We start from the raw sequence: 26,358 nt of genomic DNA, 5'->3' as shown, positions 1-26,358 counted from the left end.
ATCTAGCTCTAGGCACAACCTGCAAGGATACTACACCTCCTGTTGTGGACATTGGGACAGTTCGCGGCATCTGCTAATTTGGGCTCTTTGCCGACCTCGGGTACGTTGCAGCATCCTGTAATATGATTGCTTGGTCAACGTCGGATTGTCGATGTGGTAGGGATTAAAGGATTGTAGAGCCAGTCATGAAAACACCAAACTTACCCGCCATTCGCGCGCTTCACCCAGCCTGGAACAAGGGGCGTATCGTCGGTCAGAAGCGCCCACAGAAACCCAAGCACGTGTGGGCAATCAGGGTCAGACTTGAGCTTGCCGAGAACCATCGCGATCTGACGCTATTCAACCTTGCCATAGACGGCAAGCTGTGAAGCTGCGATTTAATCAAACATCGAAACGACACATCCAGCAGATGATCAATCTCGCGTTCCTTGCGCCGGACATCGTTCGCGATGTCCTCGAAGGCACGCAGCCGTTTGGGTTTACATCTGATTGGTGCAAGCATCACAGCCTGCCAGTAAGCTGGACAGAGCAACCCACGCTTATCGCGGCTCTGTAAATCGCAATCAACACAACCTCTTACCGCAAAAACAGCCACCTCAGACTGATGGTATATCTGTGCTCCATTCCGAACCACGTACCAGTCTACAATACAAATCCAACGGCGTAACCCACGGATAAGTCGACACGATCTCGCGTAACACTCGCATCGGGCAATTAGAGGGAAGGTACTGGCTGGGGTGGTAGGATTCGAACCTACGGTACACGCTACCAAAAAGCGTTGCCTTACCGCTTGGCTACACCCCATCAGTGCTGCGCTATTTACGCGGGAGGGAAGCGGCGATCAAGGGCATATTTGCAAAAAATGCACTTATTCCTCGGGGGCTTCTCGACGCAGCAAATCACCGTCTTCTGTCGCTTTACGTTCGGCATCGACAATTTGCTCAAGCGCCGCATCAGCGGCGGCGTCAACATCCATAGCCACTTGGCTTTCTTCGCGAATATCTGCGTCTCGCGCGAGCTCTTTATACATGCCATTCGTCGCGCTTTCTTCGGCAGACGCAAGTTTGGACAATGAGGGCGAAAACACGCGATAAGTCGGCTCTGGCATCTGCACATCGGCCTATTCCAACGCAAGTTTTACCAGACGAATCGATTCCCCCCGCGCCGCAGCAAGAGATGATTTGTGCTGTTCGATCCATCCCGTCAGAGTGATCGAGATCGTGCTATCTCCGATTTCATCGATCCAAACAGCGGGGGAGGAAATGCCCAAAACAAATGGCAACTCTTGCAATTTTTCCAGAGCGATGCGCTGCGTGTCTACGAAATTAGTCTCTGGTGCGAGACCAAGAAAAAACTTGAAGTGTCGCTCGTCATTATGCGAACAATTCACGATCCGGCTTTTGAAAACCGTCGCATTGGGGATGCGAATATGATTGCCATCAAAACTGAGCAGGATCGTTGCACGGGACGTCAGGCGGATCACTTTGCCTGTGTCGCCCCCAATCTCGATCGTGTAATTGGGCCTAAATGGCTGACGGATAGAGAGCATGAAAGACGCAATAAAGGTCTCAACCGTGTCCTTCACTGCGAAACCAATCGCGAGACCGATGATACCAGCAGCAACAAGGATTGTAGACAAAAGCGCCGTCGCCCCCATGATATCAAGCGCTACAACCAAGCCACCGACCATGAAGCCAAGTCGCAGGATTTGGCGATAAATGTCAGAAATAAAAGCGTTCGGTGCGAGCCTGTTCCAAGGTTGACGCATCTTGACGATGAAAAACCCGACAAACCCACTGATGATAAACGCCAGAAGCGCAACCGAAGCTAAGGGAAAAAATGCAATTACCTGCGCCATAAGAGCGCGAAAACGCTCGACCGCTGGATTAAGCTGTTTCACGACATCCGTCGTTTCGGTCACGCTATTCTCAATCGCAACAACGCCCTCAAAGCAGCTGGTGAGTTCCTCGAGACGCGCGATTTTTCACCATCAAGGGTCGTTCCGCACAGCGTCACAATGCCCGACGTGACCGTTACCGTGACATCAACATAGCCATCGAGTTCCGCAAGAATATCGCGAATGCGCGCGGCCATAGCCGCATCTTGCATCGCGCTGTCTTCCACGACGAAAGCGCCTTCGAGTTGGCTTTCAGATTGGGTGGAAAGCTGAAACGGGATGACAAGTACAAGGACAAAAGGAAATTGCGCATTATCAAAATCTCATTCAAAATAAACGTAGATCCAGAGTAATCTGCAAAGCCGCGGTTGGAAAATCCTCTATCGCGCCGACGCCCACCACGCTAAGAGAACGAAAACAAACTATCATCCAGGAAAGCTGCCCCATGTCCTTTGATCGCTCTGTTAAAATTGCACCCTCCATCCTTTCTGCAGACTTCGCAAATTTCGGCGCTGAGATCGAAGCTGTCGAGGCGCAAGGCGCGGATTGGATCCATGTTGATGTGATGGACGGCCATTTCGTACCCAACCTCAGCTTTGGCGCGACCACCTGCGCAGCAATCCGCCCACATATCAAAACGGTGATGGACGTGCATTTGATGATCTCACCCGTGGATGCCTACATCGACGATTTTGCGGAAGCGGGCGCGGATTTCATTACTGCGCATGTTGAGTCGGGACCACACATTCACCGCACCTTGCAAGCGATCCGTAGCGCAGGCGCAATGGCAGGCGTTGCCTTGAACCCCGGCACCCCTGCAAGCGCGGTGGAGCATTTGCTCGATATTTGCGATTTAGTCTGTGTGATGACTGTGAACCCTGGATTTGGCGGACAAAAATTCATCCCGCTTGCGCCAAAGATTGCAGAATTGCGGGCGATGATCGGGAATCGCCCTGTGCATATCGAGATTGATGGCGGCGTGACTCCAGACACTGCAAAAAGCTGTGTCGATGCGGGTGCGGACGTGCTTGTTGCAGGTTCTGCCGTATTCAAAGGCGGCTCTGTGAGCAATCCCACATCTTATGGTGAAAACATCCGCGCGATCCGCGCGAGCGTGGCGTGATACGCCTCATCGCAGCTTTTGCGCTGCTTTTCGGGACGGCCTGCGTCGGGGATGAGAGCCTTGCCAAACATGGTGCTTCGGGAAAGGTGTGGGCGCTGAGCGAGATCGACGGCGCCGCATTCGGCGCGCCCGCGACTATGGAGTTCGACAAAGCCGGTTGGATCAAAGGACAAGCGCCCTGCAACCGCTTTTCGATCCAGCAGAAAGCTCCCTATCCTTGGTTTGAGGTAGGGCCCGCGATGGCGACGAAAATGGCTTGCCCTGATTTGGCCGCTGAGATTGCATTCTTCTCAGCGCTCTCTACGATGACACTTTCTGAGGTCGGGAACACTACCCTTATCCTGTCAAATAACGCAGGCCGCACCATGGTGTTTAAAGCCCAGTGATCCGACGCGAAAAGAGGTCTACGTAACGTCCGCGCGGTTCTGGCAAGCTGCGGTTCCCCAAACTCGGCGCGAGTTTTTCGTTCAAAAAGTATCCGGTAGTTCTAAGGGCTTGCTCTATTTCAACGTCACTCCCCATCCCCTGCCCAATGAGGATTGGTGGCAAAGGGAGCAGCTTGTTCACCCAAGGTCCTGCCACTTGCTCGCTCACCGCGCGACCCGTACGCGGCGAAATGTAGATGAGGTTTTCGTTGGTCCCGGTAACCGCACAGGCAGTCAAATCTAACCCCATGCCGCACGCCTCAAGCAGCGCCATCTCAAAGCGCAGATAGGCCAGCGGCCAAACCTCATGCTGACCCAGCAGGTCCAAAAGCTGCTCACTTTGTTTATAAAGCCGAGCATTCGCTTCGCGTTCGGGTAAGGCAAAGGCGAGCAAAGCCGTCACCGCATTCAACCCCGCCAGAGATAGACGGTCGCCAAGTGCGGCAGCCGCGCGAGAGCGCAAAGGCTCCACCGTGTAAGTCCCCAGATGATCCTCAAGACGCGCGCGCCAACTAACATCCAGCTGCGCACCGGGTTGCAAAATTGGGGCGATCTTACGCGATGTACCCCCGCGCACGATGCCCGCGTGACGCCCGTGCTCAACTGTCAACACATCAATGATCGCACTGGTTTCGCCGTGGCGGCGCACAGAGAGCAGAATTCCCTTATCGCGCCATTCCATCTATTGCAGCCCCGGCTCACCCAGCAATGTGCGCCCTTCGCAGTCTTCCACTTCGAGCACCCAAATATCACCGTCAAACTGACGCTGCTTCGCGATGGAGGCATCGACGTCTCGTTCATCACCTTCGCTCAAGATCGCCCAGACGCGAGTGTCTTCAAGGAGATCATAACTGCGTTGATAGAGCTTGGCCTGACCATCCAACGTCGCTGATTTCACCAGAACCGCGCCCGCCGTGTCATCCCCATGCGCCACAACGAAGGCGGCGATATCATTGACTCGCAAACGCATGAGGTAGGCGTCGACCCAGAACCGAGTGGTCAGCCGGATCATGAGTTCCCGTCTTTGAAGTTCAGGCCCATCTCGTCGTAGCGTTCGCTTTCTTCCAGCCAATTTGGGCGTACTTTGACCTGCAAAAAAAGATGCACTTTGCGACCCAAAAACTCGACCAAATCTTCGCGCGCGGCCTTGCCAACGGCTTTGATCGTCTCGCCCTTGTTGCCTAAAACGATACCTTTGTGGCCATCGCGCATGACGTAGATCAGTTGGTCAATCTTGCACGATCCATCCTTGCGCTCTTCCCACGCCTCTGTCTCAACCGTCAGTTGGTAGGGCAGTTCCTGATGCAAACGCAAAGTCAGTTTCTCACGCGTCATCTCAGCGGCGATCATGCGCAAGGGCAAATCAGCAATCTGATCTTCGGGATAGAGCCATGGCCCCTCGGGCACTTCACCCGCCAGCCATTCTTTCAAGGCATCGACACCGTGGCCACGTTCCGCAGAAATCATGAAGGTCGCAACAAAAGGATAGGCTTCGTTTATTTTTTCGGACAAGGCGAGCAAGGCTTCGGATTTGATCCGGTCAATCTTGTTTATCGCCAAAGCAATTTTTCGATGTTCGCCAAAGTCTTGCAGACCTTCCAAAATACGCTCGACACCCTCGGTTACACCCCGGTTCGCTTCGATCATTAGAACGACGACATCCGCATCCGCAGCACCCCCCCAAGCGGCCGCAACCATCGCGCGATCAAGGCGGCGCGTGGGTCTAAAAAGACCAGGCGTGTCGACGAAGACCAGTTGTGATGCGCCTTCTAGCGCGACGCCGCGAATGCGCGCGCGCGTGGTTTGCACCTTATGTGTTACGATGGAGACTTTCGCGCCAACCATTCTGTTAGTGAGCGTCGATTTACCCGCGTTCGGTTCGCCAATCAGGGCAACAAAGCCCGCGCGTGTTTGCATGTCAGTCATCTGCCATCATCCTTGTCAGCAAAGCCTTTGCCGCGGCTTGTTCCGCGAGCCGCTTTGAACCGGCTTCAGCGCTTGCGGTCTCGCCCGTGTCGAGACGCGCTTCGATTGTGAAATGGGGTGCGTGATCCGGTCCAGAGCGGGCCGTTTCGACATAGGCAGGCGGTGTCAATCCACGCGATTGCGCCCATTCTTGCAAGCTGGTTTTCGGATCGCGCGCATCCGCCTCTACGGAGGTAATCCGCGATCCCCAAAGCCTCAGGATCAGCACTTGCGCAGCGTCAAAGCCACCATCCACATAGACCGCCGCAATCAGCGCTTCCATGCCATCGCCAAGCAGTGCCAGTTTGCGCCGACCACCGCTTTTCATCTCGGAACGTCCAAGACGCAAAACATCACCAAGGCCAATGTCGCGAGCGACGTCTGCACAGGTTTCCTTGCGCACCAACGCATTATAACGCGGCGCGAGTTGACCCTCAGACGCTTTCACATCTGCACCCAACAACGCTTCGGCCATCACCAAGCCCAACACGCGATCCCCAAGAAACTCAAGGCGTTGATTGTCCCCACGCGAGGGCGAAGACATGGAGGAATGAGTCACCGCTTCTGTCAACAACTCACCTTGCTCAAAGCGATAATCGATCCGCTTTTGCAAGGCTTGAAGATCTGCTGACAGTTTCATCGGCTCAATCCACCGCCTTAAAAAAACGATCCGAGCGCCATGTCCAGAAGAACAGCATAGAGCGACCAGCGGACGAGAACATCACGCGATCCGCACGGCCAATCAGGTTTTCGTATGGCACAAAGCCAACGCCACCAGCAGCATTTGGCAGGCGGCTGTCAGAAGAATTATCGCGATTGTCGCCCATGAAGAAATAATTCCCCTCAGGTACAGTATATACTGGCGTGTCGTCAGAGCGCTGCCTGCCAATATTCAGGACCGCATGTTGCACACCATTGGGAAGCGTTTCCGTGAAAAGTTCTTTGTTGCACCTACCACCCTCACCCACAGGGCCATTGGCGCAGCGTGGCCGCAAACGATGCGGGCCTTGCGCGGCGGCGACTTCCTCAAAAATACCCGCAGGCTCTTGCGGTGCGGCTTCACCATTGATGAACACAACGCCACCTTTAACTTGAATCTTATCGCCCGGCATTCCAATCAAACGCTTTACAAAATCGCGACCAGACACAGGATGACGGAAGACAACGACATCTCCGCGCTCAGGCTCACCGCCCCACAGGCGCGTGTTATCGCCATCTGCAAATCCGCAGAATTTTTTCGCATCCAGATTGATCCCAAAACGAGGGATAATCACAGACGGGCAAGAGGCATAGGAGTACCCATACGCCATCTTGTTCACGAAAAGAAAATCGCCAATCAAAAGCGTGTTTTTCATAGAGCCCGAAGGGATCCAGAAAGGCTGGAAAAAGATCGTGCGAAAAATTCCAGCGATTAGGAGCGCGTAAACAACGGTTTTGATCGTTTCAATGACTGGATTGCCTTTTTTTTCGGCTTCGGCCATGTGCTCTTCTCCATTTCGCAAGTGCACGCTACATGAGGGTCGCTTGCCTCTATGTCAACCGCGCGGATGCGTGCTATTTGCCGCTGCGGGGCAGGGCTTCAATGACGACAAAGGCCTGCGCCCAAGGGTGATCATCCGTGAGTGTCACATGGATCACGGCGTCGTGCCCGTCGGGTGTCATCTCCAAAAGCCGTTTTGCGGCCCAGCCCGTCACCTGCATTACGGGTTGGCCGCTGCGCAAATTGCTCACCGACATATCCTTCCACGCGATGCCCATCGCGAGCCCTGTGCCCAAAGCTTTAGAGCACGCTTCCTTCGCGGCCCAGCGTTTGGCGTAAGTGCCTGCCACGTCCTTGCGGCGCTCTGCTTTGGCTTGCTCGATCTCTGTGAATACGCGGTTCTTAAAGCGATCGCCAAACCGCTCTAGCGTGCCTGCGATGCGCTCGATATTTGCAAGGTCGGTGCCGATGCCAAGGATCATGTCAAATAGCCTTGGTGGTGAGGATCTTCAGACTTGCTGCGCCAAACAGAACGCCAAACCCGATCTCAAAGCCACGTCGTGCGCGGCGAAACCGCTCGACAATCCACGGGTTAGAGAACAAAATGCCGTAACCAATGAACACAACGCTTGAAACGCAGATAAGCTGGGCGAACATGAGCAGCAACGCCGACGTCGAAGCTTCTTGTGGCAAGGCAATCGCGTAGATCACACCCCACCCAAAGATCGCTTTCGGATTGGTCAGGTGGATCGTCAGACTTTTAGCGAAGACGCGTTTCAAACTGCCATTCAGGGCCGCATGCTCTTTCGCGGCGTTGCCCTGCCATGCAGATCGAAATGACTTCAGCGCTAAGTAGCCCAGGTAAAGCGCACCAATATATTTCAACGCGATAGACAGCCATGCGTTCGTAAGCATCACAGCCGCCATCCCAAACGCAGATGCGCCATCCCAGAACGCAGAACCGCAGACAATGCCAAACCCAGGGACAACACCCGCTATACGCCCACGCGCCATGGCCGTGCCGCTAATCGTTAATGTTGCAGGCCCAGGTGAGCCGCCCCCGAGACCCCAAGCCAGCAAAAGCGCTGCAAGTTCCCAGCCGTTCATAGCCTTGCGAGCTCTAGTATGCGCCGCATCTCTTCTATCGCTGGACCAAGCCCGCGAAACACCGCTTCGCCGATGATGAAGTGACCGATATTTACCTCTTGCACCTGCGGGAGCTGAGCGACGAGTGTGACATCTTCATAGGTCAGACCATGCCCCGCATGAACCTCAAGACCAAGATCATGGGCATAAGCAGCCATTTCCGTCATCGCGGACAGTTCGCGGTCACGGGTTTCAAAATCACCCTCTGCAAACGCATCGCAATAAGCGCCTGTGTGCAACTCGATCACCTCAGCGCCAATGCGGTGCGCGCTATCGATTTGCTTTTTGTCTGCCGCAATAAAGATCGACACCCGCGATCCGGCCTCACGCAAGGGCGCAATGAAATGGGCCAGTTTCTTTTCGTCTTGCGCAACGTTCAGCCCGCCCTCGGTTGTGCGTTCTTCGCGTTTTTCGGGAACCAGACAAACGGCATGGGGCTTGTGACACAAAGCAATAGTTTGCATTTCGTCCGTAGCGGCCATCTCGAAGTTCAGCGGGATGCTAAGAGCGTCCATCAATGCGTCAATATCGGCGTCTCGAATGTGACGACGATCTTCGCGCAGATGCGCCGTGATCCCATCAGCACCCGCCTCTTGCGCGACAAGGGCGGCGCGCATGGGATCGGGCAAAGCGCCACCCCGTGCATTACGCAAAGTTGCCACATGATCGATGTTGACGCCTAGGCGCAAAGGAAGCGATTGAGCCATATCCAGACCCTCCAAATTAAGCGTTGTAATCAGGGTAAACCGATGCGCGGCAATGACCAGAGCGATCTAGCCTTTTTCCGGCGATTTCTTAGAGGTCTTTTCTGCCGCTCTCTCTTTCAAACGCGCAAGACGGGCCTTGAGCACGCCTTTGTTGCGGCGTTTTTGATAGGCGCGGATCACGGGAACAGACAGATAATAACAAATCAAACCAGCGATGATTCCAGGAATGAGGGAGCCTATCATATAAGGATAGAAAACATCGTTATAGAACTCTGCTAAGCCAGTCCACTCAGGCGTTTTATTGCTAAATAGCGCCATGAAGTTAAACCATAAATCATGGCTCGCACTAAGAAACATCTCACCCAAACCGTGACGCACACGATCTGCGTCGACGTTCATTCCTGTTAACCAATAACCAGTCTTCAGAGAGGCATATGCGATAGGCACGAATGTCAAAGGGTTTCCAAAAAACGTCGCAAGGATCGACGCAAATATGTTGCCGTTAATGATCCGCGCAAGAAGTGCTGCAACAACAAAGTGCAATCCGAAAAAGGGTGTGAAAGATGTGAAGACACCGACAAATATCCCACGCGCGATGCGTTCGGGCGAATCTGGCAAGCGGCGCACGCGGTGTTTTACATAATGGAACGCGCGCGTCCATCCACCCTTGGGGTAGATGGCTTCCCAGGTTGCTCTGAGCCAGTTTCGTTTATCGCGGCGCTTGAAGACCAAGTCGCGTTCCTATCTCGGAGACACTGATATTAGCGTCGTTTGGGTTCTGATGACGCGACACCTCTGCGACATCATCCTCTGCAGAGAGCACGGAAATGATGGAATGCAAATGCTCCACATCGCGCAAATCGACAATAATATGCAAACGGTAAAAATCCGGCTTTCGGTCGGTGAATGCTAGATCCGAGATATTGGCTCCTTGCTCGCCAATTAATGTGCAAATCCGGCCCATCACACCAGCGTCATTGCCTATCGTGACGTCAAGGTGCGCCGAATGGATCGGGGGATGGGTGCCCGCCTGCCAGTGCAGGTCTACCCAGCGGTGGGTTTGGTCCTCAAACTGGCTGAGCGCGGCGCAATCAATCGCGTGCACAACCACACCGCGTCCGCGCTGCGTGATTCCGATGATCCGTTCACCGGGAAGCGGCTGGCAGCACTGCGCGCGCTCGTGGGCTTGGTCTTGATCGAGACCGATAACCGCGCGATTGCTATCGATGTTATCGTCGGTTTTTTCAACAAGTTCAGGATAGACAGCGCGCACAACCTCATTGGCGGTGATCAGGCTGGCACCTAGCTCGGCGAGCACCGTGTCACGGTCATCCAAGCGCAGGGTCTTTGCAGCGGCCTGCAAGGCTTTGTCAGTCGCTTTACGCCCCACATTTTCGAAAGCTGAACGCGCAAGTTCACTACCAAGTTTGATAAAGCGTTCGCGATCCTGTTCTCGCAAGGATCGCCGGATCGCGCTTTTCGCTTTACCTGTGGCGGCGATATCAAGCCAGGTAAACTGCGGTTGTTGTCCTTGCGCAGTGACGATCTCAACCGATTGTCCATTCTTGAGGCGCGTCCAAAGAGGGACACGCAAACCATCGACCTTAGCGCCAACGCACGCGCTACCGATCCGAGTGTGAATGGCATAAGCAAAATCAAGCGGGGTCGCACCGCGCGGCAATTTCACCACTTCGCCCTTAGGCGTAAAACAGAAGACCTGATCTGAATACATCTCAAGCTTGACCGCTTCGAGGAAATCCTCATGGTCATCCTCGGGACCGAATTGTTCATTCAAGCTTGCGACCCATTTCACAGGGTCAACCGCAAAGGGGTTTTGCGAGCGAATTCCGTCGCGATAAGACCAATGCGCCGCAACACCCGCTTCGGCCACGTCATGCATTTGTCGGGTTCTGATCTGCACTTCGACACGCTTGCCATCGCGCCCAGACACGGTCGTGTGGATCGAGCGATATCCATTGGTTTTCGGCTGGCTGATGTAGTCTTTGAAACGACCAGGGACCGCAAACCAACGTCGGTGAATAACGCCCAGCACGCGGTAGCAATCTTCATCGCTCGCCGTGATTACCCGAAACCCGTAGATGTCCGAGAGTCGCGAGAACCCCTGCTCTTTCTCTTCCATCTTACGCCAAATCGAATAAGGCTTTTTCGCGCGGCCCACGATTGTTGCGTCGATATCATGCGCGGCCAGCTCTTTTTCCATGTCACCGGTAATTTTTTCGATAACATCGCCGGTTTCTCTTTGCAGACGGATAAAGCGGCGAATGATCGAAGCGCGACCATCAGGGTTGATGACGCGAAACGCCAGATCCTCAAGTTCTTCACGCATCCATTGCATTCCCATACGACCCGCAAGAGGTGCGTAGATATCCATGGTTTCGCGCGCTTTGATCAACTGTTTTTCAGGCCGCATCGCTTTTATCGTGCGCATGTTGTGCAGCCGATCCGCGAGTTTGACCAAGATGACTCGCACATCCTTCGCCATCGCCACGAAGAGCTTGCGAAAGTTCTCTGCCTGTTTGGTTTCGCTAGAACTGAGCTGTAGATTGGTCAGCTTGGTGACTCCATCCACGAGCTTGGCGATGTCTTCGCCAAACATCTGCGCAACTTCACCGTAGGTAGATTTCGTGTCCTCAATCGTGTCATGCAGCAGCGCTGTGATCAGCGTGGCATCGTCCAGTTTTTGTTCGGCAAGGATGCCTGCGACAGCGATCGGGTGGGTGAAATAGGGTTCGCCCGAATGGCGTTTTTGGCCCTCGTGCATACATTCACCGTATTCGAACGCAGTTCGAATAAGCGCTTCATTCGTCTTCGGGTTGTAAGTGCGGACTATGGCGAGCAGCGCATCGGGGGACATCAGATCGGCAAAAGCGTCATCCATCTAGGACTCAATCGACTTGAGCAGGGTTAGCCCTGCCCTTGCGCTTCCATCAATGCGCGAAGCAGTTTCTCTTCGGACATATCATCCTCAGCGGGCTTGTCTGCTTCCGCACCCATGAGAAGCGCCATTGCGTCTTCTTCAGGCTCGTCCACTTCGATCTGCGTTTGATTGCTTTCGATTAAGCGCTCGCGAAGGTCGTCTGCCAATTGCGTCTCGTCTGCAATTTCGCGCAAGGACACAACCGGGTTCTTGTCGTTGTCGCGGTCAACCGTGATCGCGCCACCTACTGCAATCTCGCGTGCGCGGTGCGCTGCGAGCATAACCAGATCAAAACGGTTGGGAACCTTGTCGACGCAATCTTCAACTGTAACGCGGGCCATGGTGTTCTCCGATTTGGGTGCGGTAGCGTAGAAGCCTGCCTTCTAGTCCCCAAAACTACCGTTGACAAGCAGATTTTCAAGGGTGGTGCAGCTCTAAATCGGCGTTGCGCTTGCTATATCATATGGTGGCAATCGTGACAGCATGGCAGAGACGCTTTGCCCCAAGACCGGGTGACGCCAATCAGGCGCAATATCCGCAAGCGGCGCAAGAACAAACGCGCGATCTTGAAGGCGTGGATGCGGCAAGATCAAACAATCAGGAGCAGCTTTCGCTTGCAAAGCAGGGTCCAACGCGTACCACGCGTCGAATACTGTGGCATCCGGCAGGATCATGTCTCCGACTGCAATCAGATCCAAATCAAGTGTACGTTGACCCCAGCGCTGTACGCGCTCACGGCCAAAATTTGCCTCAATCGCATGGAGATGCGCAAGGCTTTGGGCGGGATCCCATGGGCTACGCACCGCCAAAGCCGCGTTTACATAGTCAGGACCAGCACCGACAGGAAAGCACGGCGTTTGGAAAAAGCGGCTTACCGCACGAATCGAAAAACCAGTTCGCGCAATCGCTTGAACCGCCTCAACCAGCGTATGTTGCAATGTGGCACCGTTTGATGGCAAGTTAGCGCCGAGCGCAATCAATTGCAAACCTTCGTGAATTGGCCGTTTCAGCTTGTGTTCCAAAGTCTCGGCCCTTGATTCATATCTGCCTTTCCTACTACCTTAGATGCGGGAGAGGTCGCAAATTATTTTACCACTCACACAATCACACCGCGATTGATCCAACCTGAAAGGACATTTGATGTTTTACAAAGACGAACGGCTTGCGCTGTTCATCGATGGATCGAACTTGTATGCGGCAGCTAAAGCGCTCGGGTTCGACATCGATTACAAACTTTTGCGGACAGAATTTATGCGTCGTGGCAAGATGCTAAGGGCGTTTTATTACACAGCACTTTTGGAAAACGACGAATATTCACCCATTCGACCACTCGTCGATTGGTTGAACTACAATGGCTTCACGATGGTCACCAAACAGGCTAAGGAATATACCGACAGCCAAGGCAGGCGCAAAGTCAAAGGCAACATGGATATCGAACTTACGGTCGACGCTATGGAACTGGCCCCGCGCGTTGATCATATCGTGCTGTTCTCAGGCGACGGCGATTTCCGCCCTTTGGTGGAAAGCTTGCAGCGCCAAGGTGTGCGGGTCTCTGTGGTGTCTACGATCCGCAGCCAGCCGCCGATGATTTCTGATGAGCTTCGCCGCCAGGCCGATAATTTTATCGAACTAGACGAACTCAAGGATGTTTTGGGACGCCCACCACGCGAAGCGATGGAGCCCCGCGAACCCATCGCGGCCGCAGCAAACTAAACGAAAGCCGAAGCATCATGCTTCGGCTTTTGACTTTCTAGCGGCGTCTTCCTCTGGACCACAAGGGCACAGCGCGCTACGTCTGAGCGTGAAAAGTCCCTTCGATCCAGATGATGGAGCCGCAGATGTCAGTCCAACCTCTCACACTCTACCTTGCCGCGCCGCGCGGGTTTTGCGCAGGCGTCGACCGCGCCATCAAAATCGTCGAAATGGCGCTTGAGAAATGGGGTGCGCCGGTTTTCGTCAGACATGAAATTGTGCACAATAAGTTTGTCGTGGATGCCTTGCGCGAAAAAGGTGCCGTCTTCGTCGAAGAACTCGATGAATGCCCTGATGATCGCCCAGTGATCTTCTCCGCCCATGGCGTACCGAAATCCGTACCTGCCCACGCGGCGAAACGCGAGATGACTTATGTGGACGCCACCTGCCCCCTCGTGAGCAAGGTTCATATTGAGGCGGAACGTCATTCTTCCAACGGCTTGCAATTAGTTATGATCGGCCATGAAGGTCACCCCGAAACCGTCGGCACAATGGGTCAATTGCCAGAGGGCGAGGTGCTCTTAGTGGAAGAAGCCAAAGATGTCGCAGGGCTGCAAGTCCGCGATGCCGAAAAGCTGGCGTTCGTGACGCAAACTACGCTGTCCGTAGATGATACCGCGGATGTCGTCGAAGCCTTGCAAGCCCGCTTCCCTGCGATCCAAGGCCCTCACAAGGAAGACATTTGCTATGCAACGACAAATCGCCAAGAGTCGGTCAAAGCGATGGCGGCGAAAACCAACGCAATGCTCGTTGTCGGCGCGCCTAATTCGTCAAATTCCAAACGCTTGGTCGAAGTTGGCGCAAAAGCGGGATGCAGCTATTCTCAACTTGTGCAACGCGCGACCGATATCGATTGGCGCGCGCTTGAAGGTATCGAGAGCATCGGCATCACCGCTGGAGCCTCTGCGCCTGACGTGTTGATCACCGAGGTCATTGATGCGTTCAAGGCAAAGTACGATGTCACGGTTGAAGTGGTCGAGACCGCGAAAGAAAATGTGGAATTCAAAGTGCCGCGCGTGCTGCGCGAGGCGTCATGATCCCACGCGCACCACTTCTTTTAGGTCTGGCAGGCACGCTTCCTTTCATCTGGGGCGCGATCACTACCGCCCTGCCTGATTTTGCGCTGAGTGTGGCACAAATGATCGGCCCACGCTTTGTAGGGCCCTATATCCAGCTATTTTACGGTGCCGTCATCCTCTCGTTCATGTCAGGCGCCCTTTGGGGCTTCGCAACCAAAGCCGAAGGCAAACAAGCCGCAACGGGCTACGCATTATCCGTGCTCCCAGCGCTTTGGGCGTTCTTCATGACAGGCGGCGGACCAACAAGCGCGGGGATCTATCTGATCGCAGGCTTCGCGGGGCTGTTAGCGCTCGATTGGATGTTCTCGCGCTGGGGGCTAACACCGCCGTGGTGGATGGCCCTGCGCGTTCTTTTAACGGCAATCGTCGTGGCTTGCCTGTGCATTGGAGTGATCTTGGGATGAGCGACAAAGAAACCCTAAACGTCTATGATGCCAAGGCAGAAGAATACGCCAAGCTAACAAGCAACGACGCACATAGCGTTGATTTGACCGCCTTCATCCAAAGCGTAAAATCGGGTGGTCATGTCTTGGATTTTGGCTGCGGGCCGGGTCACTATGCGGCTCAAATGGCTCTTGCAGGCCTGATTACAGAAGCCACGGACGCATCATCCAAGATGGTCAAACTTGCCAATCAACTTGAAGGCGTCAGCGCCCGCTGCGAGGTATTTGACGACTTGGACGCGGTTGATCACTACGATGGCATCTTTGCGAACTTTAGCCTGCTGCACGCGCCGCGCGATGCCGTTGCCAGGCATATTACTCAGATGACCCGCGCCCTGAAGGCAGGCGGTATCTTTCACATTGCGATGAAATTAGGCAGCGGTGAAACCCGTGACCGCATTGGCCGACGCTATTGCTACTTCACAGAATCTGAGTTGGAAAAAATGATGAATGACAATGGCTTAAGCGTGATTTATCGCAACAGTGGTTGCGACAAAGGCCTCGACGGTGCCATGGCTAACTGGGTGTCACTGCAAGGTAGGAAATAAGAACGATGGCCAAACTTCTCGCATACACAGACGGCGCGTGCAGCGGCAATCCTGGGCCCGGTGGTTGGGGCGTCTTGATGCGCGCAATGGACGGCGATGAGATCGTCAAGCAACGCGAACTCAGCGGTGGTGCGGAACTTACCACCAACAACCAGATGGAACTTATGGCAGCCATCTCTGCGCTTGAAGTCTTGGAACGTGCCTCAGAACTGACCATCATCACCGACAGTACATACGTCAAAAATGGCGTCACAGGCTGGGTCCATGGCTGGAAAAAGAACGGCTGGAGAACCTCTGCCAAGAAGCCCGTCAAGAATGTGGAACTCTGGCAGCGTCTTGATGCGGCGCAAGCGCAGCATCAGGTGACATGGGAATGGGTCAAAGGACACGCAGGCCACCCCGAGAATGAGCGCGCGGATGAACTTGCGCGCGCAGGCATGGCACCCTTCAAGAAAACCGCATGAGCTTGCTTGCACTTCTCGACTACACCTCTGTTTTTATCTTTGCCTTGACGGGTGCGCTTGTTGCGTCGCGTGCACAGCTTGATCTGGTTGGCTTCGCCTTTCTGGCTGCCCTTACAGGCATAGGCGGCGGAACCCTGCGCGATATTTTTCTGGATCGAAATCCTATATTCTGGATCGAGCACCCGACCTATCTTGCCATCACATCACTTGCCGCAGCGCTGATTTTCTTGACCGCACATCTGGTGGAAAGCCGCTATCGCCTGCTGATCTGGCTCGACGCTTTGGCCCTTGGGGTGGCCGTCGCAGCAGGACTCGGCGTCGCAATAGCTCTTGAACACCCCCCCATAATCTCAATGTTGATGGGCATCGTAACGGGCTGCATGGGCGGTTTGATGCGCGATGTGGTCTGCAACGAGGTGCCCTTGGTGTTAAAACAAGGCGAGCTCTACGTCAGCGCCGCTTTCGCCGGTGCCGCTTCGGGCGTTATCGCGGCCTTGCTTGGGGTGCAATCCATGGGCGTTTTGAGCGCTGCGATGGGCGTTACATTGATCTTGCGAGCAGGGTCACTTGCCTTTGGTTGGCGCCTACCGATCTACAAACACAAACCGCCGAAAAACTAGTTTTGCCAATGGGTTGGTACGATGATCAACGCACCGATTGAGGCGATGATCGCATCCACGCCGGGTGATCCAAAACCTATACGGAACATAATCGATACGAAGTAAAACAAGAACGCACCACCGACGCAAAATATGATTGAAGGCAGACATCCGTTATGGGTGAAGCCGCTCTTCTCGGAGATATATCCGACAATCCCGGCGATCACGACCGTGCCAAAAAGTGCTAAGAACATGTGCTAAACTTCCCCGAATTGGGTGCCTTTGGGCACAGGCGTGCCATTCAAAAACTCTTGCGCATCTTGTACCCCTTTACCAGCTTTCTGCGCGCGCGTGATCTGCACAGCGCCGCTGCCGCATCCAATGGTTAGCAAGTCATCAAGCGTTTGGCCGCTGGGGCCTTCACCTTCACCCAAACGAGATGTCAAAAGCTTCACACGCGCACCATCGAGCATCGTCCAAGCGCCCGGGAACGGTGATAACCCTCTGATCTGGCGATCTATTTCAATGGCAGAGCAAGACCAATCAATCTTCGCTTCAGCTTTGTCGATCTTGCTGGCATAGGTCACATTTTGCTCTGGTTGAACCGTCGGCGAGAGATCTTCCAGGCGGTCCAAAGCTTCGCAAATCGCACGCGCACCCAACGCGCTAAGGCGATCATGCAAAGCGCCTGTGGTTTCCTCAGCGCCAATCGCCAAAACGTCACGAAGCAAGACCGGACCCGTATCAAGGCCCGCTTCCATTTGCATAATGCACACACCGGTTTCAGCGTCACCCGCCATGATTGCACGATGGATTGGGGCAGCCCCCCGCCAGCGCGGCAAAAGCGAGGCGTGAATGTTGAGGCATCCTTTCGCAGGCGCGTCCAAAATCACCTGTGGAAGAATCAAACCATAGGCTACGACCAACGCGATATCTGCGTTCAGCTCGACAAATGCTGCTTGCTCGTCGACGCCTTTCAGAGAGACTGGATGACGTACATCCAAGCCCAGCTCTAACGCGCGCGCATTAACAGGCGTCGGACGTTCCTTCTTACCGCGCCCCGCGGGACGTGGGGGTTGGCAATAGACCGCAGCAACCTCGTGACCCGCCTCAAATAAGGCATCCAGCACAGGAACCGAAAAATCAGGCGTGCCCATGAAGATCACTCTCATAGCTTTTGCGCCTTTTTGATCAGCATAGTGCGTTTCACCCGACTCAGATGATCAAAGTATAACTTGCCATTCAGATGATCAATCTGGTGCTGCACAGACGTCGCCCAAAGCCCAACAAAGTCGCGGCGATCAATGATGCCTTTATCATTCATGAACTTCACAGTCACCGCACGCGGACGCTTAATGACCGCGGACACGCCGGGAAGGTTTGGGCTGGCCTCGTCATGTTCGCGCAGTTCCGCCGAGGCATGTAGAATTTCAGGGTTCGCCATGCGGATGACTTTACCGCGTTCGTTTGAGGCGTCCACAACCGCGAGCCGCAGCATCACACCAATCTGGTTCGCGCCCATCCCGACACCGGGCATCGCCTCCATGGTGTCAATCAAATCCGCCCACACAGCGCGGACCTCATCGGTGATCTCGCTGACATCGGCCGCCTTGCTGCGCAGACGTTTGTCAGGCCAAGGAATGCATTTTCGAACGCTCATCAGATCATTTCCTTGTACTTGGCTTCAAGCGCCGCGCGCTCGGGCGCGTCCAGCTGGTCAAAGATCACGATCCCGTTCAAATGATCCATTTCATGCTGCGCACAGACCGCAGCAAAGCCTTCAAGAACTTCAGTTTCACGCGTGCCGTTGAGACCAGTGTAGCTCAGTTCAATCTTGTTCGGGCGCGACACATCTGCGGACACGCCAACAATCGACAGACAAGCTTCTTCATTCGTGTTTTGCGCATCGCTAAGCGGTACTATCGACGGATTAATACAAACCAAAGGGTTCATATCGCCGTCTTTCCACGTCGTATCCATTACAAAGAGCCGTCTCATCACACCAACCTGCGGCGCAGCTAACCCACGCCCGGGTGCCGTGTACATCGTTTCAAACATGTCGCCGACCAGCTGCTCGATCTCAGGACCAATCGCTTCGACCGCTGCGCACTCTGTTTGCAGACGCACATCGGGCCACATGACGATCGGCAGCACGCTCATCCGCGCGCCATCTCACGCTTTAGTTTTTGCATTTTGCGGGTGATCATCTGGCGCTTCAGCGGCTTCAGGTAGTCGATGAACAGCTTACCCTCAAGGTGGTCGATTTCGTGCTGCACACAAGTCGCCCAAAGCCCGTCCATATCGCGCTCTTGCAAATTGCCATCAAGATCAAGCCACTCAACGCGCACCTCTTTCGGGCGCGTCACATCAGCGTATTGATCGGGGATCGACAGACAACCTTCGTCGTAAACATTGGTCTCATCGGAAGCAGCAATCACTCGCGGATTCACCATAACCAAAGGCTCAGGTTTGGCCCCGTCCTCTTTCACGCAATCGAGCACAATTATCCGCTCCAACACGCCAACTTGTGGGGCCGCAAGTCCGATACCGGGGGCCGTATACATCGTCTCAAGCATGTCATCAGCAAAACTGCGGATCTTATCTGAAATATCAGGCACAGCAGCACAGACTTTTTTCAAGCGGGGGTCGGGGTGGATCAGTATCTTAAGTTTCATAAAGCAGCATTTAATCCAGCCAAGCGCGCGCAGCAACAGCCCTTGCAGATTTGGCTCAATTCGCTAGCGTCGCGCTAAGATATTGCAGGAGAGTCCCAATGAGTTTTGACGAAATCGTCGACCGCCGAGGCACGCATTCGGTCAAATGGGACGCGATGGAAGCGCTTTATGGCGTCCCTGCGGACGATGGTATCTCCATGTGGGTTGCGGATATGGATTTCCGCCCACCCCAATGCATTTCTAATGCGGTCGCCAAAATGCACGAGCACGGTGTTTACGGCTACTACGGCGATGATGCGCCCTACCGCGAGGCGATCTGCTGGTGGATGAAAACGCGCCACGGCTGGGAAGTCGATCCGGCTGGCATTTTCACGACACATGGCTTGGTCAATGGCACCGCAATGTGCGTTGATGCATTTACTAATCCGGGCGAAGGTGTGGTTCTGTTTACCCCCGTCTATCATGCTTTTGCGAAGGTGATTTCCGCAGCTGGCCGAGACGTTGTCGAGTGTGAAATGAGCAACGTCAATGGCCGCTACGAGCTAGATTTTGATGCCTATGATGCACAAATGACCGGCAATGAAACGATGCTAGTGTTATGTTCACCGCACAATCCTTCTGGTCGTGTGTGGAGCAAAGGTGAATTGCAAGCCGTCGCCGCCTTCGCCAAACGGCATGAACTGATCCTTGTCTCTGATGAAATCCACCATGATTTGGTTTTTGACGGGCATACGCATATCCCAATGGCCAAAATTGCAGGCATCGAAGATAGCCTCGTGATAATGACCGCAACAACGAAAACCTTCAATATCGCAGGCTCTCATTCAGGCAATGTGATCATCGCAGACCCTGATCTGCGCGCACGTTTTGGCGCGCGCATGATGGCGATGGGGCTTAGCCCAAATTCCTTTGGGCTCTTCATGGCAGAGGCCGCGTATTCACCTGATGGCGCAAGTTGGGTCGACGATCTGGTCCAATATCTAGATGGAAATCGCAAAGTGTTCGATGCGGGCGTTAATGCAATCCCCAGCCTGAAATCGATGGACATGGCCTCGACCTATCTCGCTTGGGTCGATTTTGCCAACACAGGCATGAGCCGCGAAGAATTCACCAGCCGCGTGCAACAAAACGCGCGCATCGCCGCGAACCACGGCCCCACATTTGGCAAAGGCGGAGAGAGTTTTTTGCGCTTCAACTTCGCAACTCCACGCGCGCGGGTTATTGAAGCGGTGGAACGTTTGCAGATGGCATTTGGCGATTTACAGTAAAGATCTATAGCCCTACGGACCCAAAAATGCGTCACGTATTTGCTACCTTCATCCTTGCAATATTTGCAAGCAAGTCGAATGCTATGGAGTGCCCCGAACGTAATCGTTTTGTCGACTTTGGCCAAAAAGACCTGCAAGGAAAGCTGCACAAAGGCGGCCCAATTTTTCGCGCCTTCGACGCAGATGGAACGCCATTGCTTCTGTCAGAGCAGACCGACTGCTTGGAGGTGGACCTTTTAGCAAAAGATGGTCGGGCTTTAGATATACCTGTCGTGTCACAGGTCGAAGTGGATATGACGGTTGCCAAATTAGACCTGCTTCACCTACGCTTAAACGCCAGTGACGACACGCAAATTGATGCGCTTGAAAACGTCCGTGTGCATCAGGAACGACTTGTCCTACCGAAAGCGATCAAAGCCCAAGGCGCAGACTTTGTTTGCATGCACGCTAAAGGGTCGGTTGAGATCAGTTGCCAGTTCGCACCGCCTTATAAGCCGAACGCTCCTTTGGTGATCTATTGTGATAACGAGACCTGCAACATGCCAGTGCTTGCCCGAAGCGAGACGCTAAATGTAAGCACCGCTTGGGCGCAGGAGCAGACTGACATGGAGGCGTTGGGCGCTAATATCTCCAGCAAGCTGCAAACAATTGTCCGCTTTCTTGCCCCACACACCTAACACTTGATCACCAGATCAGCGCTACAACTATGATCTATGACCGTTTGTGCATTTGGTATGTCATTGTTTGACGCTCGCAAACGTGCAGCAGCAAGGTCATGACCGTTCTCAAGCCAGCGCGCGATCAACCGCTCACGCAAAATCGGCATAGCAACATCAAGCAACAAAGTGAGATCCCAGAGCCGTGCAAGGTCGCTCCATGGTTTGTCGTCAAGAAGCAGATAGTTCCCTTCCACGATCACCGTTTGTGTCTGCGCAGACAAACGCCCTCCTTGTTTGACAACGCAATCTTTGGTGCGATCAAAGGTGGGAAACTCAATCGTACCACCACTTCGAATTGCTTTGATAAGAGCTATGAATGCGTCGACATCGAAGGTATTTGGCGCGCCTTTTCTGCTTAGTAGTCCGCGCGTTTTCAAAATCTCATTGCTAAAATGAAATCCGTCCATGGGCACCACGCAAGCCATTGGCGCATGTTGCGCTAGAGCCTGCGCAAACGTCGACTTACCGCTCGCAGGTGCGCCAGCAACAGCGATGATACGGCGGCCATTGCAAAGCCGCTTAGCTTCAATATTTCGAATGATGTCATCGAAAGTCAATCAATCGGCTCTTCCAGCACAGCACCTTCAACAGGGCGCAAAACATGCGGCATCGCAGGATCATAGAGCGCTGAATCTTTGAAATTTCGGATATTCCCCAGCACAGGCCCCACCAAGGTCAAAGCCGTGCGCGTGATCTTCTCTGCGCGCACTTTCTTGTGGATGTCCTTCAACGTTCCGCGAATGAACATCTCATCGGGCCAACCCACGCGGTAGGCTACAACAACAGGGCAATCTTCCCCATAATGCGGCCCCAAGACACGCACGATCTCTCGTAAATTGCGCACGCCTAGATGGATAGCCAACGTCGCGCCAGTTGCTGCGAAATTCTCAAGCGTCTCTTTGGGTGGCATCGATGTGCTTTTCATCGACACACGCGTCAACACAATGGATTGCGCCACTTCTGGCACCGTCAACTCCTGACCCAGTGCCGCAGCCGCAGCCGCATAAGCAGGCACGCCGGGAATAATCTGGTAGTCAATCCCATCCGCGCGCAAACGGCGAATTTGCTCAGCTATCGCGCCATACAACGACGGATCACCCGAATGCACACGCGCCACGTTCTCGCCGCGCCCATGCGCAGCAACAATCTCCCCATGCGTGTCATCCAGCGTCATCGCCGCCGTGTCCATTACAATCGCACCCTTCGGCGCGCCTGCAACAACCTCTTCAGGCACCAAAGATCCCGCATACAAACACACAGGGCACTCCGCAATCAAACGCTGCGCTTTGAGCGTAAGCAACTCAGGATCACCCGGACCTGCGCCAATAAAGAAAACCGTCATCGCTTCACCTTGCCAATAAACTCATTCATGACGCTTGCTCTGACAAGTCGCCGTCAATTTTGCGCGCATATCCGCGCGGCGTGTACATGCGCGGACCTTCTCCAAGCTGCGCGAGTTTCGAGTTGGACGAGCCGACCAAAACCACCGTCAGCATGTCCACTTCATCCACTTCAAGTTCGTCCAAACGACGATAACGCACATTTTCTTCTGGCCGTCCAAGCGAAGACGCCAACATCACAGGCGTATCAGCAGGGCGATGCTTCAGCAGAATATCACGCGCCTCAGCCAACAACGTGCGGCGTGTTTTCGAAACCGGATTATAGAAAGCAATCACAAAATCACCCTCAGCCGCTGCCTTCAAACGCCGCAAAATATCATCGCGTGGTGTAAGCAAATCTGACAGTGAAATCGCGCAGAAGTCATGCCCCAAAGGCGCTCCCGCGCGCGCCGCGGCACCTTGCAAGGCCGATACACCGGGCGAGCAGATAACCTCAACGCGGTGCGCTGCATCACTGACACCCATTTCGTCCTCACCACGATCCATGAGTTCGAACACCAACGCACCCATCGCATAAATCCCTGCATCACCAGAACAAACGAGCGCGACGTTCTTGCCCAGCGCTGCTTGCTCTAACGCATAGCGACACCGCGCCTCTTCGCCACCAAGTGGAAAATCAGAGCGTTCTTTGCCAATCGCCGAAGGCCCAAGCAAGTCGATATAGAGACCGTAGCCCACCAGCTCTTCCGCATCCGCCACCAAACGCGATACTTCCGGCGTACGCCAAGTCGCTTGCCCTGGACCAATGCCCACAATCGACAAACGCCCGCGCGAGCGACCTTGCAGTTCAAGAAGCGGCGCAGGCGCTTCGCCCAAAGCGACCGTCACATTCGCGGTCTTACGTTTTGATACACGCAAGAACCCGTCCGCGCCGACCATCGCCAAAGCTGCGCCTTCGCTCACGCCGTGACAACCAACTTCTGCAAACACCACTTCAGAGGGATTTTCCAAACGCGACGCATCCGCTTCCAGCTCCTCCGCTAGGAAAAGCCGCAAAGGCTTGCCAAGGCGTTTGGCGACTTCGATCATCGCTGGCTCGTCACCCTTAAGATCAATCGACGCAACAGCCGCCACAGCGCCAGCAGCGACTCCCGCTTCGTCCAAAACTGCCTCAACCTGATCCCACATCTCCGCAGGATCCGCATTGCGCGCGCACCCAAGTCCCAGCACATAGCGCTGCGGGTGATAAACCAGCGCGCCCTTAGGTGCCGCAAATGGCGCATCACTGACAATCAAATCAACGCCGCCCTCGACGCTATCCAGATCAAAAATGTTCTCGCCTTGAACACAAACGCCAGCTCCGCCCAGCATCGTCGCCATCGCCCCTTTGGCATCCTCTGGATTGGCCAGCGCGTATCCAACGGGCGGCTCATCGAGTGCGACACCCATAGCAACATCGCCAGCGGTCGTTACCGCTGCAACACCACCCAAAGCCTGCGAAATCTCGCGCGCCATCCGGTTCGCACCACGATGCCCGCCAAGCAAAGGTACGACCACCGCGCCATCATCGCTTACGGAAATCACTGGCGGTTCATTACGTTTATCCGCCAGCAGTGGTGCAACGCCACGGATCAAAATGCCGCTCGCGCAAACGCCCACAATCGGTACACCCGCTGCGAACAAGCTCTGCGCGTGATCAAGCGCATTCGCGAAAAACGCATCCGCTGCATTAACCCGCCCTTCACGCCCATGGACCTGAGCATCTATCGCGCGCGCCACACGGTGCGCCGTCTCTTCACCAGAGCGCGAGAGCGCCATAACAACCGGTTTCACAGCCATGAATCGGCCCCTTTGGTCAGTAAGATCATTGAAAAATACGGCGCTTTTTCAGGCGCGTTCGCGAGCGGCAGAACCACTTCTTCAGGCAAGCTCGCGCGTTCCACATAAACCGCACGCTCGGTAAGATCGAGTGCGTCAATCACGCCTTTAATTTTGGCCAGGTGCCGCCCGACCTTCATAATCGCCACGCTTTCCGCACCTTCAATGCGTGCACTCAATTCGGCTTCTGGCAGCGGCCCCGGCAAGACTGTCAAACGCTCGTTTCGCGCTGCTAACGGCATGCCAGCACGTGCGGCACATGTCGTGATCGAGGTCACACCGGGCACGACTTCAACATCATATTTGTCCGACAAACGCGCGAATAGATACATGAAAGAGCCATAGAAAAACGGATCCCCCTCACACAGGCAGATCACATCATCCCCAGCTTCAAGCGCACTTGCAATCTCTGCGGCACCCTTGTCATAGGCCGCTTGCGCTGGTGCGCGCTCCACGCTCATCGGCACGTCCATCACGATTTCAAACGCACCGCTTGGGATCACATCTGCAGCGATGGAGCGTGCGAAACTCGCAGCGCCGGCGAGCGTCGGATAGGCCACAACCTTCGCGTTCGAGATGAGCCGATGCGCGCGTAAAGTCATCAACTCAGGATCCCCAGGCCCAAGGCCAATTCCGTACAGTTTACCGCTCATCGCTTGATCAAACTCCACTGCGTCACTGGCATCAACGGGCGCCAACCCGTCAACGGTCCAACAGGCTCTGCGCGATTGATCTGGAGTTTCACCAACTGCCCACCATGTTTTTTATGCAAGTCGATTAACACAGCTTCACTCTCCAAAGTCACCGCATTCGCCACCAAACGCCCTAAAGGGCGCAACGCTGCCCAAGCTGCATCAAATACCGTCTCGGATAGACCGCCTCCGATAAAAACAGCATCCGGTGCCGCCAACCCGCTCAACGCCTCAGGCACCTTGCCGTCAACCAGCTCTAGCTTCGGCGCCCCCAGCGCCAGCGCATTCGCCGCCGCCATCGCACGCCGATCCGCGCGCGGTTCAATCCCAATCGCGCGGGCATAGCGCGCAGCGCGCATCCACTCCACAGCGACCGAACCACAGCCCGTCCCAATATCCCACAGCAGCGCGCCACGCATTGGCATGAGCTTGGCCAAAGTCGCCGCGCGGACTTCTTGCTTTGTCATCGTGCCGTCGCTTTGAAACAACTCATCCGCCAGACCCGGCACACGCGGCAAAAGCGCGGCATCGGGTGCAGCGATACATTCGACCGCCATAGTGTTGAACGCTGGCACAACGTGAGACCAGTTAGACGCGATACCATCGAAACGCTGCTCGTCTTCGCCGCCCATTGCCGCGAGCACGGTCAATTTGCTCTGCCCAAACCCGCGCTCATCAAGGAACGTCGCAATCTGAGCAGGCGTCTCAGCCCCTGTTGTCAAAATCAGCAAGCGGACGTCGGGCTGAATATAGGCGATCATCTGCTCCACCGGACGCCCATGCACGGTCAACGTTTCCACATCCGGCATCGACCACCCCATGCGCGCGCCAGCCAGTTGAAAGGCACTAAGCTGAGGGTGGTAAACTATCTCGCTCGGATCAATCGCGCGTCCAATGCGCGCACCAACAGAAAACCACAAAGGATCACCCGTAGCCAAAACCACTACGCGCTTGCCACGATACCCCTCGAGCACCCCAATCAGCGCATCAAAGGGCGATGGCCAAGCCACACGCTCAGCCTGAACACTTTCACTCAATCGGTGATGACGATCCCCACCAATGATGATCTCAGCCGCTTCAACAACAGCACGCGTAGCGGGCACAAGCCCATCCATCCCATCTTCGCCGATACCAACAATATGCAACCAAGGCTCAGACATGACTCTTTCCTTTTCCACAAATATTCGAGACAGAGGCATGATTTTTCAAAGAAGAATCGC

36 protein-coding genes, 1 tRNA gene and 1 pseudogene are annotated in these 26,358 nt (G+C 54.7%); 12 read left to right on the top strand and 26 right to left on the bottom strand.

All coding sequences use genetic code 11. The features are described 5' to 3' along the window. Positions 1-185 precede the first annotated feature (185 nt). A pseudogene (locus QZ280_RS06105) lies at positions 186-365 on the top strand (integrase); the annotation flags it as partial. A gap of 44 nt (positions 366-409) precedes the next feature. Then, the gene (locus QZ280_RS06100) at positions 410-556 is read left to right on the top strand and encodes a hypothetical protein (protein WP_293441678.1); all 147 of its coding nucleotides are present in this window, start codon (positions 410-412) and stop codon (positions 554-556) included. A gap of 173 nt (positions 557-729) precedes the next feature. Here the strand turns inward: QZ280_RS06100 and QZ280_RS06095 are convergent. The 4 genes from QZ280_RS06095 to QZ280_RS06080 form a co-directional block, all read right to left on the bottom strand. Continuing rightward, positions 730-804 (bottom strand) — tRNA-Gln (locus tag QZ280_RS06095). A gap of 64 nt (positions 805-868) precedes the next feature. Further along, positions 869-1,108 (bottom strand): hypothetical protein, encoded by a 240-nt coding sequence (locus QZ280_RS06090; protein ID WP_293441677.1) that lies wholly within the window; start codon positions 1,106-1,108, stop codon positions 869-871. Between the two features lie 12 nt (positions 1,109-1,120). Beyond that, the gene (locus QZ280_RS06085; protein ID WP_293441676.1) at positions 1,121-1,921 is read right to left on the bottom strand and encodes a mechanosensitive ion channel domain-containing protein; all 801 of its coding nucleotides are present in this window, start codon (positions 1,919-1,921) and stop codon (positions 1,121-1,123) included. Continuing rightward, a complete protein-coding gene (locus QZ280_RS06080) occupies positions 1,918-2,124 on the bottom strand; it encodes a hypothetical protein (protein ID WP_293441675.1) in 207 nt (68 codons plus the stop codon). The genes QZ280_RS06085 and QZ280_RS06080 overlap by 4 nt, the downstream gene beginning before the upstream one ends. 218 nt (positions 2,125-2,342) lie before the next feature. Between QZ280_RS06080 and rpe the strand changes: the two genes are divergently transcribed. Then, positions 2,343-3,020, top strand: a complete 678-nt coding sequence (rpe, locus tag QZ280_RS06075) for a ribulose-phosphate 3-epimerase (RefSeq protein ID WP_293441674.1) — start codon at positions 2,343-2,345, stop codon at positions 3,018-3,020. Next, positions 3,017-3,406: an META domain-containing protein gene (locus QZ280_RS06070; RefSeq protein ID WP_293441673.1), complete on the top strand. Its 390-nt coding sequence runs from the start codon at positions 3,017-3,019 to the stop codon at positions 3,404-3,406. Before rpe ends, QZ280_RS06070 begins: the two co-directional genes overlap by 4 nt. On the opposite strand, the gene recO is transcribed toward QZ280_RS06070, so the two are convergent. The 12 genes from recO to folK all read right to left on the bottom strand — a co-directional run bounded on the left by recO (position 3,393) and on the right by folK (position 12,703). Continuing rightward, entirely contained in the window at positions 3,393-4,127 is a 735-nt protein-coding gene (gene recO / locus QZ280_RS06065) for a DNA repair protein RecO (RefSeq protein WP_293441672.1), read from the bottom strand. The two genes, QZ280_RS06070 and recO, sit on opposite strands and share 14 nt — an antisense overlap. Next, positions 4,128-4,457: a DUF1491 family protein gene (locus QZ280_RS06060; RefSeq protein ID WP_293441671.1), complete on the bottom strand. Its 330-nt coding sequence runs from the start codon at positions 4,455-4,457 to the stop codon at positions 4,128-4,130. Beyond that, the gene (era, locus tag QZ280_RS06055; RefSeq protein ID WP_293441698.1) at positions 4,454-5,362 is read right to left on the bottom strand and encodes a GTPase Era; all 909 of its coding nucleotides are present in this window, start codon (positions 5,360-5,362) and stop codon (positions 4,454-4,456) included. Before era ends, QZ280_RS06060 begins: the two co-directional genes overlap by 4 nt. Before the next feature lies 1 nt (position 5,363). Next, positions 5,364-6,050 carry a ribonuclease III gene (rnc, locus tag QZ280_RS06050; RefSeq protein ID WP_293441670.1) on the bottom strand — a complete coding sequence of 229 codons (687 nt, stop codon included), beginning with the start codon at positions 6,048-6,050 and terminating at the stop codon, positions 5,364-5,366. Positions 6,051-6,054: 4 nt separating this feature from the next. Continuing rightward, positions 6,055-6,891 (bottom strand): signal peptidase I, encoded by an 837-nt coding sequence (lepB, locus tag QZ280_RS06045; RefSeq protein WP_293441669.1) that lies wholly within the window; start codon positions 6,889-6,891, stop codon positions 6,055-6,057. Positions 6,892-6,964: 73 nt separating this feature from the next. After that, complete coding sequence (gene acpS, locus QZ280_RS06040) at positions 6,965-7,372, bottom strand: holo-ACP synthase (protein ID WP_293441668.1); 408 nt, start codon at positions 7,370-7,372, stop codon at positions 6,965-6,967. Between the two features lies 1 nt (position 7,373). Next, positions 7,374-7,997, bottom strand: coding sequence for a LysE family translocator (locus QZ280_RS06035; RefSeq protein ID WP_293441667.1), 624 nt, complete (start codon positions 7,995-7,997; stop codon positions 7,374-7,376). Continuing rightward, entirely contained in the window at positions 7,994-8,743 is a 750-nt protein-coding gene (locus QZ280_RS06030; protein WP_293441666.1) for a pyridoxine 5'-phosphate synthase, read from the bottom strand. Before QZ280_RS06030 ends, QZ280_RS06035 begins: the two co-directional genes overlap by 4 nt. A gap of 66 nt (positions 8,744-8,809) precedes the next feature. Then, positions 8,810-9,475: a DUF2062 domain-containing protein gene (locus QZ280_RS06025; RefSeq protein ID WP_293441665.1), complete on the bottom strand. Its 666-nt coding sequence runs from the start codon at positions 9,473-9,475 to the stop codon at positions 8,810-8,812. Next, complete coding sequence (locus tag QZ280_RS06020; RefSeq protein WP_293441697.1) at positions 9,453-11,621, bottom strand: bifunctional (p)ppGpp synthetase/guanosine-3',5'-bis(diphosphate) 3'-pyrophosphohydrolase; 2,169 nt, start codon at positions 11,619-11,621, stop codon at positions 9,453-9,455. Before QZ280_RS06020 ends, QZ280_RS06025 begins: the two co-directional genes overlap by 23 nt. 47 nt (positions 11,622-11,668) lie before the next feature. Further along, positions 11,669-12,022: a DNA-directed RNA polymerase subunit omega gene (gene rpoZ / locus QZ280_RS06015; protein WP_293441664.1), complete on the bottom strand. Its 354-nt coding sequence runs from the start codon at positions 12,020-12,022 to the stop codon at positions 11,669-11,671. A 93-nt stretch (positions 12,023-12,115) separates the two neighbouring features. Continuing rightward, positions 12,116-12,703 carry a 2-amino-4-hydroxy-6-hydroxymethyldihydropteridine diphosphokinase gene (gene folK / locus QZ280_RS06010; RefSeq protein WP_293441663.1) on the bottom strand — a complete coding sequence of 196 codons (588 nt, stop codon included), beginning with the start codon at positions 12,701-12,703 and terminating at the stop codon, positions 12,116-12,118. Between the two features lie 118 nt (positions 12,704-12,821). Between folK and QZ280_RS06005 the strand changes: the two genes are divergently transcribed. From QZ280_RS06005 to QZ280_RS05980, 6 genes are all read left to right on the top strand, one after another. Next, complete coding sequence (locus tag QZ280_RS06005) at positions 12,822-13,394, top strand: NYN domain-containing protein (protein WP_293441662.1); 573 nt, start codon at positions 12,822-12,824, stop codon at positions 13,392-13,394. Positions 13,395-13,519: 125 nt separating this feature from the next. Continuing rightward, positions 13,520-14,470: a 4-hydroxy-3-methylbut-2-enyl diphosphate reductase gene (gene ispH, locus QZ280_RS06000; protein ID WP_293441661.1), complete on the top strand. Its 951-nt coding sequence runs from the start codon at positions 13,520-13,522 to the stop codon at positions 14,468-14,470. Further along, a complete protein-coding gene (locus QZ280_RS05995) occupies positions 14,467-14,916 on the top strand; it encodes a DUF3429 domain-containing protein (RefSeq protein WP_293441660.1) in 450 nt (149 codons plus the stop codon). Before ispH ends, QZ280_RS05995 begins: the two co-directional genes overlap by 4 nt. Next, the gene (locus tag QZ280_RS05990; protein WP_293441659.1) at positions 14,913-15,503 is read left to right on the top strand and encodes a class I SAM-dependent methyltransferase; all 591 of its coding nucleotides are present in this window, start codon (positions 14,913-14,915) and stop codon (positions 15,501-15,503) included. The genes QZ280_RS05995 and QZ280_RS05990 overlap by 4 nt, the downstream gene beginning before the upstream one ends. Positions 15,504-15,508: 5 nt before the next feature. Beyond that, entirely contained in the window at positions 15,509-15,967 is a 459-nt protein-coding gene (rnhA, locus tag QZ280_RS05985; protein WP_293441658.1) for a ribonuclease HI, read from the top strand. Next, positions 15,964-16,587, top strand: coding sequence for a trimeric intracellular cation channel family protein (locus QZ280_RS05980; protein WP_293441657.1), 624 nt, complete (start codon positions 15,964-15,966; stop codon positions 16,585-16,587). The genes rnhA and QZ280_RS05980 overlap by 4 nt, the downstream gene beginning before the upstream one ends. Here the strand turns inward: QZ280_RS05980 and QZ280_RS05975 are convergent. From QZ280_RS05975 to def (QZ280_RS05955), 5 genes are read right to left on the bottom strand one after another with little or no spacing between them, the layout of a single operon-like run. Next, on the bottom strand, positions 16,584-16,820 hold the full coding sequence (locus QZ280_RS05975; RefSeq protein WP_293441656.1) for a hypothetical protein: 237 nt from the start codon (positions 16,818-16,820) through the stop codon (positions 16,584-16,586). The two genes, QZ280_RS05980 and QZ280_RS05975, sit on opposite strands and share 4 nt — an antisense overlap. Positions 16,821-16,823: 3 nt before the next feature. After that, positions 16,824-17,738 carry a methionyl-tRNA formyltransferase gene (fmt, locus tag QZ280_RS05970; protein WP_293441655.1) on the bottom strand — a complete coding sequence of 305 codons (915 nt, stop codon included), beginning with the start codon at positions 17,736-17,738 and terminating at the stop codon, positions 16,824-16,826. Further along, positions 17,735-18,226, bottom strand: a complete 492-nt coding sequence (def, locus tag QZ280_RS05965; RefSeq protein ID WP_293441654.1) for a peptide deformylase — start codon at positions 18,224-18,226, stop codon at positions 17,735-17,737. Before def (QZ280_RS05965) ends, fmt begins: the two co-directional genes overlap by 4 nt. After that, the gene (gene def, locus QZ280_RS05960) at positions 18,226-18,726 is read right to left on the bottom strand and encodes a peptide deformylase (RefSeq protein WP_293441653.1); all 501 of its coding nucleotides are present in this window, start codon (positions 18,724-18,726) and stop codon (positions 18,226-18,228) included. The genes def (QZ280_RS05965) and def (QZ280_RS05960) overlap by 1 nt, the downstream gene beginning before the upstream one ends. After that, a complete protein-coding gene (gene def / locus QZ280_RS05955) occupies positions 18,723-19,241 on the bottom strand; it encodes a peptide deformylase (protein WP_293441652.1) in 519 nt (172 codons plus the stop codon). The genes def (QZ280_RS05960) and def (QZ280_RS05955) overlap by 4 nt, the downstream gene beginning before the upstream one ends. Before the next feature lie 98 nt (positions 19,242-19,339). On the opposite strand from def (QZ280_RS05955), the gene QZ280_RS05950 reads away from it, so the two are divergent. Together QZ280_RS05950 and QZ280_RS05945 are read left to right on the top strand one after the other, a co-directional pair. Further along, entirely contained in the window at positions 19,340-20,509 is a 1,170-nt protein-coding gene (locus QZ280_RS05950; RefSeq protein WP_293441651.1) for a MalY/PatB family protein, read from the top strand. 26 nt (positions 20,510-20,535) lie between these two features. Continuing rightward, positions 20,536-21,186: a hypothetical protein gene (locus QZ280_RS05945; protein WP_293441650.1), complete on the top strand. Its 651-nt coding sequence runs from the start codon at positions 20,536-20,538 to the stop codon at positions 21,184-21,186. On the opposite strand, the gene QZ280_RS05940 is transcribed toward QZ280_RS05945, so the two are convergent. Genes QZ280_RS05940 through cbiE form a run of 5 tightly spaced genes read right to left on the bottom strand, consistent with a single transcriptional unit; the run spans position 21,183 to position 26,298 of the window. Next, a complete protein-coding gene (locus QZ280_RS05940) occupies positions 21,183-21,785 on the bottom strand; it encodes a phosphoribulokinase (protein ID WP_293441649.1) in 603 nt (200 codons plus the stop codon). The two genes, QZ280_RS05945 and QZ280_RS05940, sit on opposite strands and share 4 nt — an antisense overlap. Further along, positions 21,782-22,570 carry a precorrin-4 C(11)-methyltransferase gene (gene cobM / locus QZ280_RS05935; protein ID WP_293441648.1) on the bottom strand — a complete coding sequence of 263 codons (789 nt, stop codon included), beginning with the start codon at positions 22,568-22,570 and terminating at the stop codon, positions 21,782-21,784. The genes QZ280_RS05940 and cobM overlap by 4 nt, the downstream gene beginning before the upstream one ends. Before the next feature lie 25 nt (positions 22,571-22,595). Continuing rightward, positions 22,596-24,407 (bottom strand): precorrin-3B C(17)-methyltransferase, encoded by a 1,812-nt coding sequence (cobJ, locus tag QZ280_RS05930; protein ID WP_293441647.1) that lies wholly within the window; start codon positions 24,405-24,407, stop codon positions 22,596-22,598. Then, positions 24,398-25,099 (bottom strand): precorrin-2 C(20)-methyltransferase, encoded by a 702-nt coding sequence (gene cobI, locus QZ280_RS05925; RefSeq protein WP_293441646.1) that lies wholly within the window; start codon positions 25,097-25,099, stop codon positions 24,398-24,400. Before cobI ends, cobJ begins: the two co-directional genes overlap by 10 nt. Continuing rightward, entirely contained in the window at positions 25,096-26,298 is a 1,203-nt protein-coding gene (cbiE, locus tag QZ280_RS05920) for a precorrin-6y C5,15-methyltransferase (decarboxylating) subunit CbiE (protein WP_293441645.1), read from the bottom strand. Before cbiE ends, cobI begins: the two co-directional genes overlap by 4 nt. Between the last annotated feature and the right edge of the window lie 60 nt (positions 26,299-26,358).

This window comes from Planktotalea sp. (assembly GCF_018607995.1).
Lineage (GTDB): Bacteria > Pseudomonadota > Alphaproteobacteria > Rhodobacterales > Rhodobacteraceae > Planktotalea.
The sequence above is the reverse complement of the archived record's forward strand: the minus strand, read 5'-3'. Positions and strand labels throughout refer to the sequence as shown.

Coding starts and splice junctions, on each gene's coding strand:
- QZ280_RS06100 (WP_293441678.1), top strand. CDS start 410: ATGATCAATCTCGCGTTCCTTGCGCCGGACATCGTTCGCGATGTCCTC.
- QZ280_RS06090 (WP_293441677.1), bottom strand. CDS start 1,108: ATGCCAGAGCCGACTTATCGCGTGTTTTCGCCCTCATTGTCCAAACTT.
- rpe (WP_293441674.1), top strand. CDS start 2,343: ATGTCCTTTGATCGCTCTGTTAAAATTGCACCCTCCATCCTTTCTGCA.
- recO (WP_293441672.1), bottom strand. CDS start 4,127: ATGGAATGGCGCGATAAGGGAATTCTGCTCTCTGTGCGCCGCCACGGC.
- QZ280_RS06060 (WP_293441671.1), bottom strand. CDS start 4,457: ATGATCCGGCTGACCACTCGGTTCTGGGTCGACGCCTACCTCATGCGT.
- era (WP_293441698.1), bottom strand. CDS start 5,362: ATGCAAACACGCGCGGGCTTTGTTGCCCTGATTGGCGAACCGAACGCG.
- rnc (WP_293441670.1), bottom strand. CDS start 6,050: ATGAAACTGTCAGCAGATCTTCAAGCCTTGCAAAAGCGGATCGATTAT.
- lepB (WP_293441669.1), bottom strand. CDS start 6,891: ATGGCCGAAGCCGAAAAAAAAGGCAATCCAGTCATTGAAACGATCAAA.
- acpS (WP_293441668.1), bottom strand. CDS start 7,372: ATGATCCTTGGCATCGGCACCGACCTTGCAAATATCGAGCGCATCGCA.
- QZ280_RS06035 (WP_293441667.1), bottom strand. CDS start 7,997: ATGAACGGCTGGGAACTTGCAGCGCTTTTGCTGGCTTGGGGTCTCGGG.
- QZ280_RS06030 (WP_293441666.1), bottom strand. CDS start 8,743: ATGGCTCAATCGCTTCCTTTGCGCCTAGGCGTCAACATCGATCATGTG.
- rpoZ (WP_293441664.1), bottom strand. CDS start 12,022: ATGGCCCGCGTTACAGTTGAAGATTGCGTCGACAAGGTTCCCAACCGT.
- QZ280_RS06005 (WP_293441662.1), top strand. CDS start 12,822: ATGTTTTACAAAGACGAACGGCTTGCGCTGTTCATCGATGGATCGAAC.
- ispH (WP_293441661.1), top strand. CDS start 13,520: ATGTCAGTCCAACCTCTCACACTCTACCTTGCCGCGCCGCGCGGGTTT.
- QZ280_RS05995 (WP_293441660.1), top strand. CDS start 14,467: ATGATCCCACGCGCACCACTTCTTTTAGGTCTGGCAGGCACGCTTCCT.
- QZ280_RS05990 (WP_293441659.1), top strand. CDS start 14,913: ATGAGCGACAAAGAAACCCTAAACGTCTATGATGCCAAGGCAGAAGAA.
- rnhA (WP_293441658.1), top strand. CDS start 15,509: ATGGCCAAACTTCTCGCATACACAGACGGCGCGTGCAGCGGCAATCCT.
- QZ280_RS05980 (WP_293441657.1), top strand. CDS start 15,964: ATGAGCTTGCTTGCACTTCTCGACTACACCTCTGTTTTTATCTTTGCC.
- QZ280_RS05975 (WP_293441656.1), bottom strand. CDS start 16,820: ATGTTCTTAGCACTTTTTGGCACGGTCGTGATCGCCGGGATTGTCGGA.
- fmt (WP_293441655.1), bottom strand. CDS start 17,738: ATGAGAGTGATCTTCATGGGCACGCCTGATTTTTCGGTTCCTGTGCTG.
- def (WP_293441654.1), bottom strand. CDS start 18,226: ATGAGCGTTCGAAAATGCATTCCTTGGCCTGACAAACGTCTGCGCAGC.
- def (WP_293441653.1), bottom strand. CDS start 18,726: ATGAGCGTGCTGCCGATCGTCATGTGGCCCGATGTGCGTCTGCAAACA.
- def (WP_293441652.1), bottom strand. CDS start 19,241: ATGAAACTTAAGATACTGATCCACCCCGACCCCCGCTTGAAAAAAGTC.
- QZ280_RS05950 (WP_293441651.1), top strand. CDS start 19,340: ATGAGTTTTGACGAAATCGTCGACCGCCGAGGCACGCATTCGGTCAAA.
- QZ280_RS05945 (WP_293441650.1), top strand. CDS start 20,536: ATGCGTCACGTATTTGCTACCTTCATCCTTGCAATATTTGCAAGCAAG.
- cobM (WP_293441648.1), bottom strand. CDS start 22,570: ATGACGGTTTTCTTTATTGGCGCAGGTCCGGGTGATCCTGAGTTGCTT.
- cobJ (WP_293441647.1), bottom strand. CDS start 24,407: ATGGCTGTGAAACCGGTTGTTATGGCGCTCTCGCGCTCTGGTGAAGAG.
- cobI (WP_293441646.1), bottom strand. CDS start 25,099: ATGAGCGGTAAACTGTACGGAATTGGCCTTGGGCCTGGGGATCCTGAG.
- cbiE (WP_293441645.1), bottom strand. CDS start 26,298: ATGTCTGAGCCTTGGTTGCATATTGTTGGTATCGGCGAAGATGGGATG.